Origin of the sequence: Massilia sp. CT11-108 (genome assembly GCF_047302915.1) — a bacterium.
GTDB lineage: Bacteria > Pseudomonadota > Gammaproteobacteria > Burkholderiales > Burkholderiaceae_D > Telluria > Telluria orientalis.
Window position 1 is genome coordinate 1 of sequence record NZ_JBKYMO010000263.1, and the last position, 8,009, is coordinate 8,009.

The window sequence follows — 8,009 nt, forward strand, 5'->3', positions numbered from 1 at the left end:
GGGCCCAGCGCGGCCAGCTGCGGCGCGTCGATGCGCCAGTTCAGCGTATCGCGCCCGCTGCCGAACGCGCCCTTCGCGGCGACGACGTTGCCGCCCAGGTGCAGGTCGACGTCGGCGTTCGACACATGGCGCTTGTCTGCCGCAAGCCTGGCGTGGCCCCACAGCGGCGATTTCGACAAGGTGGAATCCTGCAGCGCCAGGTCGACGGCGCCGCCCATGTTCGCGCCCGTGCGGCCGCTGGCGGTAAAACCGCCGTTGATGCTGCCGGCCAGCGGCGAGCCGAAGGCGGCCGGGTTCAGGCGCTGCATGTCGCCCTTGGCCGTGACTTCGACGCTGCGCGCGCCTTCTTTCCCGGACAGCCAGGCCTCGCCGCTCGCATGGACGGAGCCGTTGTCGTTTTTCCGTTCGCGCGGCACCCAGCCCAGGTTGCGCGCATCGACCTCGAACGTCGTGCGCGGCGCGGCCATCGTGCCGGTGACGACGCCGCTCGCGAGCACGGCGCCATACAGGTCGCTGCGCAGGGCGGACAGCTGCCTGCCGTCGACCTTCCACGTCAGCCGTTCTCCCGGCTTGCCGAACGCACCGCGCAAGTCGACCGTGTTCTGGCCCAGCGCCAGCGCCGCATCGACGTCGTGCACGTGCGTGGCATCCGCATCGAGCTTGCCGCGGCCGGACAGCGGCTGGTCGAACAGCCGGCTCGGACGCACGGCGAAATCGGCCGCGACCTTCCACTGCGGGGCGAGCGCGCCGGCCGCGTTGATCTCGGCATTGATGTCCGCCTGCGGGAACTTGCCGAAGTCGGCCGGGTTGAAGCGGCTCACCACCGCATTCGCCTTGAACGGCTTGCTGTCCTTGAGGTTCGCATTGCCCGTCACGCGCACGCTGCTCTTGCCCGCGGACAGGCGCGCGTCGCGCACGGTGAGCACGTTGTCGGCCAGCGCGGCCTGGGCGGCGAGGCGCAGGCCCGCGTCCGACAGGTTGACGTCCAGCGTCTGCGTGTCCTTCGTGTTGGCGACCTTGATATCGCCCGCGATCTGCGTCGGCTTCATGCTGCCGTAGACGTCGTGCAGGTCGAAGCGGTCCGTGTGCAGTGCGAATTCGGCCGTGCCGAGGCCTTGTTCGTCCGGACCGCGCTGCACGCTGCCACTGCCCGTGAAACGGCCGGCGCTGCCCACGTCGATCAGCACGTCGGTGATGCGCATCGACGTCAGGCTGCCACCCAGCTGGCCGCGCATCGCCCGCAGTGGCAGGCGTTGCTGGTCGAGCGTGCCGACGGCGCCGTCGTTCGTCAGGTTCACGGTGCCGGCGATGTTGCGGTTCGGGTCGAGCCGGACCGCCACGGCCAGGTTCAGGTCCGCGCTCGGCAGCGTCGGGCTGAAGAACCCGGGGTCGATGTTGTGCGCGTCGAGCGTGAACGCCTGCAGCGGGATGTCCGCGAACGGAGACATCACGATCTGCGCCTTGCCCTGTGCGCGCGCGGCCTGGCCGGTGGCGTCGATGACGGTCTTCTGCAGGTCGCCCGACGCGTGCAGTTTCAGCTGCGCGCCCAGGCTCGGCGGCGCCTCGGTCTGCGCCGGCGCCGCCGGCTGCGACTGCGTCAGGCTTGCATCCGCATCGAGTTTATACGGCAGCGTGTTCGCGATGCTGCCCTTGGCCGCGACCTGGCCCCACGGCGTGTTCGCGGACGCGTAGTCGAGCTTCCACTGCGCCTTGTCGCCGTGCACGCGCACGCGGATGTCGTCGATTTCCGTCGTCGCGCCCTTGTTCACGAAGATGGCTTTCGCCAGGCGCGCATCTTCCACCGCGATCTTGAAGGGCGGCGCGAGGCGCGTGGGCATCGTCGTCGGTTCCGTCGATTCCTTCAGCGTTTCCACGCGTACCACGCGCGCGTACAGCTTGTCGATCTCCACGCCGCGCGACAGGTATTGCCAGGGCTTCCAGTCGATGTCGATGTCGTCCGCGGTCGTCACGGACGTCTCGCTGCGGAACACGACGTGGCCGATGTGCATGTGGCCGTACAGCGAACCGGAGACGCCGGACAGGGTCAGCTTGCCGCCGCTCGCGTTGGCGACGCGCTGGGCGATCATTTGCAGGGTGGTCTCGCGGCCCAGGTACCAGACGGCGCCGCCCAGCACGACGCCGACGACGACCACGCCGATGCCGACGCGGCGCGGCCAGCGGCGCACTGGCGCCGGGGTTTGGGGCGTTTGTTGATCGGCTTCCATCAGAACGTGAATCCCAGTGAGAAATGCAGGCGGACTTTATGGACCGCCTTGCCGTAGGCGACGTCGACGTTGATCGGGCCGACGGGGCTGCGCCAGCGCGCGCCGACGCCGTAGCCGACCTTCGGTTTCAGGTCATGAAAATTGTCGCCCGCGTTGCCGACGTCGTAGAACACGGCCGCGCCCCACGGCGGCTTGAACCAGTAATCGTATTCGGCGCTGCCGGTGAGCAGGTAGCGGCCGCCCGTGATGGCGGACCCGACCGGCACGCCCAGCTGCTGGTAGCCGTAGCCGCGCACGGACTGGTCGCCGCCGGCGCGGAACAGGAATGTCGACGGCACGCCGTTCTTGTCCTTCGAGCCGACCGCGCCGAATTCGCCGCGCATGATCAGCGTCCCGGACTCGCCGACGGGCTTGTAGACGAGGCCGCGTGTGTAGATGCGCACGAATTTCTCGTCCGTCAGCACGGGCAGGAAGGCGCCGCCGACCTGCGCGTTGACGATATAGCCGCGCGACGGCTGCACGAGGCTGTCCAGCTTCCGCCTGGTGATCGAGAACGTCAGCGGCACGCTTTTTACACGCGTGGTCGGCAGGTCGTCGATGGTCACCTGTTCCGTCAGCGCTTCCAGCGTGAGCGTCTTTTCCAGCAGCGGCGAGCCCCACGCGCGCTTGGCGTGGATGCTCGTCGTGCGCGTGATCTGGCCGTTGGCGTCGAGGCGGTCGTAGCCGGCGCCGAAGCTGTTGTTGTAGCCGCCCGTCGTCGTCGGCAGGTAGAACTCGGCCTTCGCGGCCTGGTGCTTCTGTTCGTACAGCACGTTGCTCTTCATGCGCTTGCCGAACACGTTCAGGTCGTCGTACTCGGCCTGCGTGCGGGCGCCCGTGTTGGTCGAGAAACCGACGCCGAGCGCCACGTTCTTGCGCTTGTTCTCGGTGACGCGCACAAGGACGGGCAACGTCGCGGGCAAGGTCGCGGGCCCGGACGGCGGCTGCGGCGTCGCGCCCTCGTTTTCCTTGAGGTCCCGCACTTGCGACGCGATCACGGACGACATGTCGGCGCTCACTTCCACGCTGGCGAAATAACTCGTGTCCTGCAGGCGGCCCTGCAGCGCCTGCAGCACAGCCTCGTTGTATTCGTCGCCGGGGCGGATCGTGTTCAGGTTCGTGATCACGCTGGCCGGATAGCGCTGCAGGCCCTCGATCTTGAGTCCGCCGAAGCGGGCGTCCGGGCCGCTGTCGATGACCACCTTCAGCAGTGCGCGGTGCGTGTCCGGATCGACGGTGGCGGAAGAATCGAGCAGTTGCGCGCGCGGGAAGCGCGATTGCGCCACCTGGCGCACGAGGCCGCGCTTGGCCGCTTCCCAGTCCGCCGTGCGGAAGCGCGCGCCGACGGGCAGAGTCCAGCGGTTACGGAGGGCGGCCGCGTCGATCGGGGCGCTGCCCTTGTCGAACGGGACGAAGCCGCGCAACTCGATGTCGACGTCGCCCACGACGACCGGCTCGCCCGGTTCGACGTCGACGAGCGCGCGCGGCTTGGCGCCCGACGTGTCGAGGTCGGCGGACACCTTCGGCGTGTAATAGCCTTCGGTGGCGACGAGGGTCTTGATCTGCTCGGGCGTCGTGCGTACGAGGCGCAGCAGCTGCTCCATGTCGAGGCGCGGGTTGCCGCGCCAGCGCATCAGGTCGAGGTTGTTTTCCAGCAGGTCGCGCAGCTGGCGCGGCGCGTCGATGCGCACGTCGTAGTCGATGGCTCGAGAGGGTGCTTCGGGGGGAGGTTGATCCTGCGCGGCCGCGACCGGGACGACACACAGCGCGTTCACGGCCAGCACGATTTGTGCCAAAATTCGTGGTCGCGCCGGCGCCATCGCCGTGCATGGGTCGGGTCGTGCGGAAATCATGTCGCTCCATTCGTCAATTTGCCGGGCACATCTTAACTGATTGTCAAATAAGATGGCGGACGACTCAGCGACGACGTCATTACAGGAACCCATCATGCACCAACCCGATACCGCCCTCGTCCTGTTCAGCGGAGGACAGGATTCCACCACCTGTCTCGCGTGGGCGCTGCAACGCTACGAGCACGTGGAAACCATCGGCTTCGACTACGGCCAGCGCCATGCGATCGAACTCGACGTGCGCGCGCCCGTGCTCGCGAAGATGCGCGCGCTGTCGGCCACCTGGGACCAGCGCCTGGGCGAGGATCACCTGATCGACCTGTCGCTGATCTCGCGCATTTCCGACACGGCGCTGACCAGCAACGTCGAGATCCAGATGCAGGCCAACGGCTTGCCGAACACCTTCGTTCCCGGCCGCAACCTGCTGTTCATGACGGTGGCGGCGACCGTGGCGTACCGCCGCGGCCTGACTGTGCTCGTGGGCGGGATGTGCGAGACGGATTTCTCCGGCTACCCGGACTGTCGCGACGACACGATGAAGGCGCTGCAGGTCGCGCTGAACCTGGGCATGGCCACGCGCCTGAAGGTCGAGACGCCGCTGATGTGGATCGACAAGAAGCAGACGTGGCAACTGGCGGAGCAGTGCGGCGGCGAGGCGCTCGTCGACCTGATCCGCTTCGACACCCACACCTGCTACCTGGGCGAACGGGGCGCCGCGCACGCGTGGGGCCATGGCTGCGGCAAGTGCCCGGCGTGCGAGCTGCGTGCACGCGGCTACGAGCAGTACGCGCGGGAGCGCCTGGGTAGCTGACATGCGCCTCGCGCTGCTGACCGACCTGCACGCGAACCGCGAAGCCGTCGAGGCCTGCCTCGCGCACGCGGAACGCCAGCACGTCGACCAATATGCGTTCACGGGCGACTTCGTCGGCTACGGCGCCGATCCGGCCTGGGTCGTGCGCACCGTGATGGAGTACGTTGAGCGGGGCGCCGTCGCGGTGCAGGGCAATCACGATGTTGCCGTCACGCGGCCGTTGAATCCGCGCATGCATGCGGAAGCGCGCGAAGTCATCGCCTGGACGGGCGGCCAGCTGGAAGCCGGGCAGCTGGCGTTCCTGGCCGCGCTGCCCCTCGTCCAACGGCACGGGAACGCGTGCTTCGTGCATGCGAGCGCGCATGCGCCCGAGCGGTGGGAATACGTGACTGGGATCGAGGAGGCCGAACGCAGCATCCGCGCCAGCGGCAGCCGCATCGTGTTTTCCGGCCACGTGCATGCGCCCGCGCTGTACCGCCGCGCCGACGATGGCCGCATGGGCCGCCACGTGCCGCAGGCCGGGGAGGTGATCCCGCTGCAGCCGCAGCACCAGTACCTCGTGCTCCCCGGCGCCGTGGGCCAGCCGCGCGACCAGAACAACGCGGCGTGCTATGCGTTGTTCGACGATGTCGCGCGTGAAATCCAGTATTTCAGGGTGCCGTACGACCACGGCGCGGCCGCGCGGAAGGTGATCGCGGCCGGGTTGCCGATCGTGTTCGCGATGAGATTAATCGAAGGGATCTGATTACACCGCCTGCTGCATGATGCGGTGCTTGCGCGAGCGGCTCACGAAGAACCACACGATCGCCAGCGGCACCAGCAGCGGCAGCAGCAGCGGCGAAATCAGCAGGGCCAGCACGCAGGCACCCAGGGCCAGGCCGCCGATGACCAGGACGCCCACGCCGGCGAACACCACGGCGAGCACGGCGCCCACGAACAGCATGATCAATCCGGCCAGCAGCATGCCGCCGCCCGCGAAGACCGTCGCCAGCACGGCGCCCAGCGGCCCGCCGATGTCCTCGTCGCCGATCGTGACGACGCTGTCGCCGAACGTGAAGACGTTCCAGACGAGCAGGGCGAACAGGAACAGGATGATGATGGCGGCGGTCTTTTTCATGATGGGTCCTCGGGGTGTCGTTGATCGGATGGTCGTACTGTATCCATACGTCCCGATGCGCTCCATCTGACTGCGACAAACTGCATTTTTCGGGGGGCGGAGCGTTGCAAAGGCGGACGAACGGCGCTGGCCCAACCAGCGTCGGCTATCCCTCGTCCGCGTCGAACCGGCTGCGCACGTAGTCGATGTGCGTCTGCATCGCCGTGCGCGCTTCTTCCGGGCGCCGCGCGCAGATCGCGTCGCAGATCGTGCGGTGCTGCAGCGCCAGGATTTCCGACACCGATTGATTCAGCTCGCGCAAGCCGTCGACGTTGCGGATGATGTGCTCGCGCATCATCTTCGTGACGCTGCTGTGCAGGTGCAGGAACATGCTATTGCCCGAGGCCTGGGCGATCGCCTCGTGCAGTTCGACGTCGATGCGCGATTCGGCGGCATGGTTGCTGTCCCGGCGCGCCTGGTCGAGCCGCGCCATCGCGCCGCGGATGCGTTCCAGGTCGTCGTCCGTGCCGCGCAGGGCGGCGAAATAGGCGGTGGCGCCTTCCAGCACGCGCCGGAATTCCAGGATGTCTTCGCGCCGCGCGGGGCTGTCGGCGATCAGCTGGCCCCACGGCGACGTCGCGCCCGTGCGCAACTGGTCCGACACGAACACCCCGCTGCGCGGGCGGATGCGCACGAGCCCGCGCGCCCCCAGTTGCTGGATCGCCTCGCGCACCGTGTTGCGCGATACCCCGTAACGTTCGGCCAGCTCGCGCTCCGACGGCAGCTTCGAGTTGGCCGGGAAAGTGCCTTCAAGCAATGCCTCTTCAAGTTTGCTGGTGACCGACTTGACTTGTCCCACGACTTCTCCTGCTCTGGCCCAACCAGTTTGTGATGCCCTGAGAATACTGGAAAGATCTGACAACTAAAAGAAAAAACACAATCCCTTTTGGAGACATTGCATGACTCGCAACGTGTATCTGTTCGGTACGTGTGTGATCGACCTGTTCATGCCGCAGGCCGGGCTCGACGCCGTGCGCGTGCTGGAAGCGGCCGGCGTCACCGTTCACTACCCACGCGGCCAGAGCTGCTGCGGACAGCCCGCCTGGAGCAGCGGTAACCCGGACGAGGCCCGGGCCGTCGCGCGCGCCCAGCTGGACCTGTTTCCCGAACCCTGGCCCATCATCGTCCCCTCCGGCTCGTGCGCGGGCATGATGCGCAAGCACTGGCCCGAGCTGTTCCGCGCCGACCCGGCCCTGAGCCCGCAGGCTCAGGCCGTGGCGGCACGCGTGGTCGAGTTCGGCGCGTTCCTGCTGCACGTCCTGGAGTGGAAGCTGCCGGCCGGGGCGCCCGTGGTGCCGGAGGACGTCGTCCTGCACACCTCCTGTTCCGCGCGGCGCGAGATGGGCACGCGGGCCCATGGCGTGGCGCTGGTCGACGCGGTGCCCGGCGTGACGCGCGTGGAGCACGAGCACGAATCCGAATGCTGCGGTTTCGGCGGCTCGTTCTCGATCAAGCATGCGGACATTTCCGGCGCCATGGTCACGGACAAGATCGCGTCCATGCGCGCGACGGGCTGCCGCCGCGTCGTGTCGGCCGATTGCGCCTGCCTGCTCAACATCGGCCACGCCGCGCAGCACCAGGGCGCGCCGCTCGCCGTCGAGCATCTGGCCAGCTTCCTGTGGCGCCGAATTGGTGGCGCGGGAGAACAGGCATGAGCGCACGCGACCGCATCCTGGGCCGCCTGCGCGCGGCCGCTCCGCACGGGGCGGACATCAACGATCTCGAACTCCGCATCGACGCCCATTTTGACGCGCGCCGCGGCGCCGCGCCGCCACACGTTCTCGCGCAGCGCATGCAGGCCGCGCTGGAGGCCGTGCGCGCGCAGGCGTGGTGCGCCCGGGCCGACGAATGGCCCGCGCTGCTGGCGCAACGCATCGCCGACGCGGGCGTGCGCCGCATCCTCGTCGACAGCGCGAGCGCCGAAGCGC

At 68.2% G+C, this 8,009-nt stretch carries 6 protein-coding genes and 2 pseudogenes; 4 read left to right on the forward strand and 4 right to left on the reverse strand.

All coding sequences use genetic code 11. The features are described 5' to 3' along the window. Together ACEN88_RS19540 and ACEN88_RS19545 are read right to left on the reverse strand one after the other, a co-directional pair. Positions 1 to 2,225, reverse strand: a pseudogene (locus tag ACEN88_RS19540) (hypothetical protein); the annotation flags it as partial. Further along, a complete protein-coding gene (locus ACEN88_RS19545) occupies positions 2,225 to 4,117 on the reverse strand; it encodes an autotransporter assembly complex protein TamA (RefSeq protein ID WP_413342190.1) in 1,893 nt (630 codons plus the stop codon). The gene ACEN88_RS19545 and the pseudogene ACEN88_RS19540, both read right to left, overlap by 1 nt. Before the next feature lie 94 nt (positions 4,118 to 4,211). Here ACEN88_RS19545 and queC point away from each other — a divergent pair, with 94 nt between their 5' ends. After that, the gene (queC, locus tag ACEN88_RS19550; protein WP_413342192.1) at positions 4,212 to 4,925 is read left to right on the forward strand and encodes a 7-cyano-7-deazaguanine synthase QueC; all 714 of its coding nucleotides are present in this window, start codon (positions 4,212 to 4,214) and stop codon (positions 4,923 to 4,925) included. 1 nt (position 4,926) lies between these two features. Next, positions 4,927 to 5,670, forward strand: a complete 744-nt coding sequence (locus tag ACEN88_RS19555; protein ID WP_413342194.1) for a metallophosphoesterase family protein — start codon at positions 4,927 to 4,929, stop codon at positions 5,668 to 5,670. On the opposite strand, the gene ACEN88_RS19560 is transcribed toward ACEN88_RS19555, so the two are convergent. Then, complete coding sequence (locus tag ACEN88_RS19560; protein WP_413342195.1) at positions 5,671 to 6,042, reverse strand: hypothetical protein; 372 nt, start codon at positions 6,040 to 6,042, stop codon at positions 5,671 to 5,673. Positions 6,043 to 6,187: 145 nt separating this feature from the next. Beyond that, positions 6,188 to 6,880, reverse strand: coding sequence for a FadR/GntR family transcriptional regulator (locus ACEN88_RS19565; protein ID WP_413342197.1), 693 nt, complete (start codon positions 6,878 to 6,880; stop codon positions 6,188 to 6,190). 100 nt (positions 6,881 to 6,980) lie between these two features. Here ACEN88_RS19565 and ACEN88_RS19570 point away from each other — a divergent pair, with 100 nt between their 5' ends. Further along, entirely contained in the window at positions 6,981 to 7,736 is a 756-nt protein-coding gene (locus ACEN88_RS19570; RefSeq protein ID WP_413342199.1) for a (Fe-S)-binding protein, read from the forward strand. Continuing rightward, a pseudogene (locus tag ACEN88_RS19575) lies at positions 7,733 to 8,009 on the forward strand (lactate utilization protein C); the annotation flags it as partial. The gene ACEN88_RS19570 and the pseudogene ACEN88_RS19575, both read left to right, overlap by 4 nt.

What these genes read in the sequence shown, in the direction of transcription:
- ACEN88_RS19545 (WP_413342190.1), bottom strand. Translation starts at nt 4,117, where the DNA reads ATGATTTCCGCACGACCCGACCCATGCACGGCGATGGCGCCGGCGCGA.
- queC (WP_413342192.1), top strand. Translation starts at nt 4,212, where the DNA reads ATGCACCAACCCGATACCGCCCTCGTCCTGTTCAGCGGAGGACAGGAT.
- ACEN88_RS19555 (WP_413342194.1), top strand. Translation starts at nt 4,927, where the DNA reads ATGCGCCTCGCGCTGCTGACCGACCTGCACGCGAACCGCGAAGCCGTC.
- ACEN88_RS19560 (WP_413342195.1), bottom strand. Translation starts at nt 6,042, where the DNA reads ATGAAAAAGACCGCCGCCATCATCATCCTGTTCCTGTTCGCCCTGCTC.
- ACEN88_RS19570 (WP_413342199.1), top strand. Translation starts at nt 6,981, where the DNA reads ATGACTCGCAACGTGTATCTGTTCGGTACGTGTGTGATCGACCTGTTC.